Source organism: Actinotalea ferrariae CF5-4, assembly GCF_000603945.1.
GTDB lineage: Bacteria > Actinomycetota > Actinomycetes > Actinomycetales > Cellulomonadaceae > Actinotalea > Actinotalea ferrariae.
Genome location: NZ_AXCW01000559.1, coordinates 1 through 672 on the forward strand (window position 1 = coordinate 1; position 672 = coordinate 672).

The 672-nt window shown below is 80.1% G+C and carries 1 protein-coding gene; it reads right to left on the bottom strand.

Going from position 1 to position 672, the window contains the following annotated elements; genetic code table 11:
- On the bottom strand, nt 1-672 hold a 672-nt coding region (locus tag N866_RS21210), incomplete at both ends, for an ABC-2 transporter permease (RefSeq protein WP_034230020.1).

Below are 672 nucleotides of genomic sequence, written 5' to 3' on the forward strand. Positions count from 1 at the left end.
CGCCACCGGCGGCGTCCTGCACGACCGCCTGGACCGCGACGACGGCCGGCCCGACGGGCAGCGCCCCCTCGAGCCCGGTCAGCCACGCGGGCGTCGCCGTGACCACGCCGGCGGCCAGCACGACGAGCGCCACGACGAGCGCCACCAGCCGGCCCGCGCCGCCCAGCCAGGCCACGAGCGCCTGGTTGACCGCGGCGAACACGACACCGAGCAGCGCCGCGAGCAGGCCCAGCTGCGCCAGACCGCCGGCCGAGAGCTCGCCCGTACCCGCGACGACCGCGGTGACGACCAGCCCCTGGCCCACCCCGACGGCGGCCGGCAGCGCGAACGCCCGCAGCGCCTGCCGGGCCGCGGACCGGGTGGTGCCGAGCGCGTCGGCGGGCACGGCGGGCAGGGCCGCGAAGAGCCCGAGGGCCCCGAGCCACAGCGCGAGCACGGTGAAGAGCGCGAGCGCGCCCCGGCCGAAGCCGATCTCGGCCTGGTCGGCGGTCGCGACCGGCTCCGCCACCACGTCCGCGAGGCTCCGCCGCTCACCCTCGGTGTAGGCCGGGATCTCCTCCACCGCCAGACCGAGGCCGTCGGCGAGCTCGGCGGTGCCGTCGCCGACCTGCGCGGCACCCCCCGCGAGCTCGCCCGCGCCGTCGGCGGACCGCTGCGCGCCCGCGGCCAGCT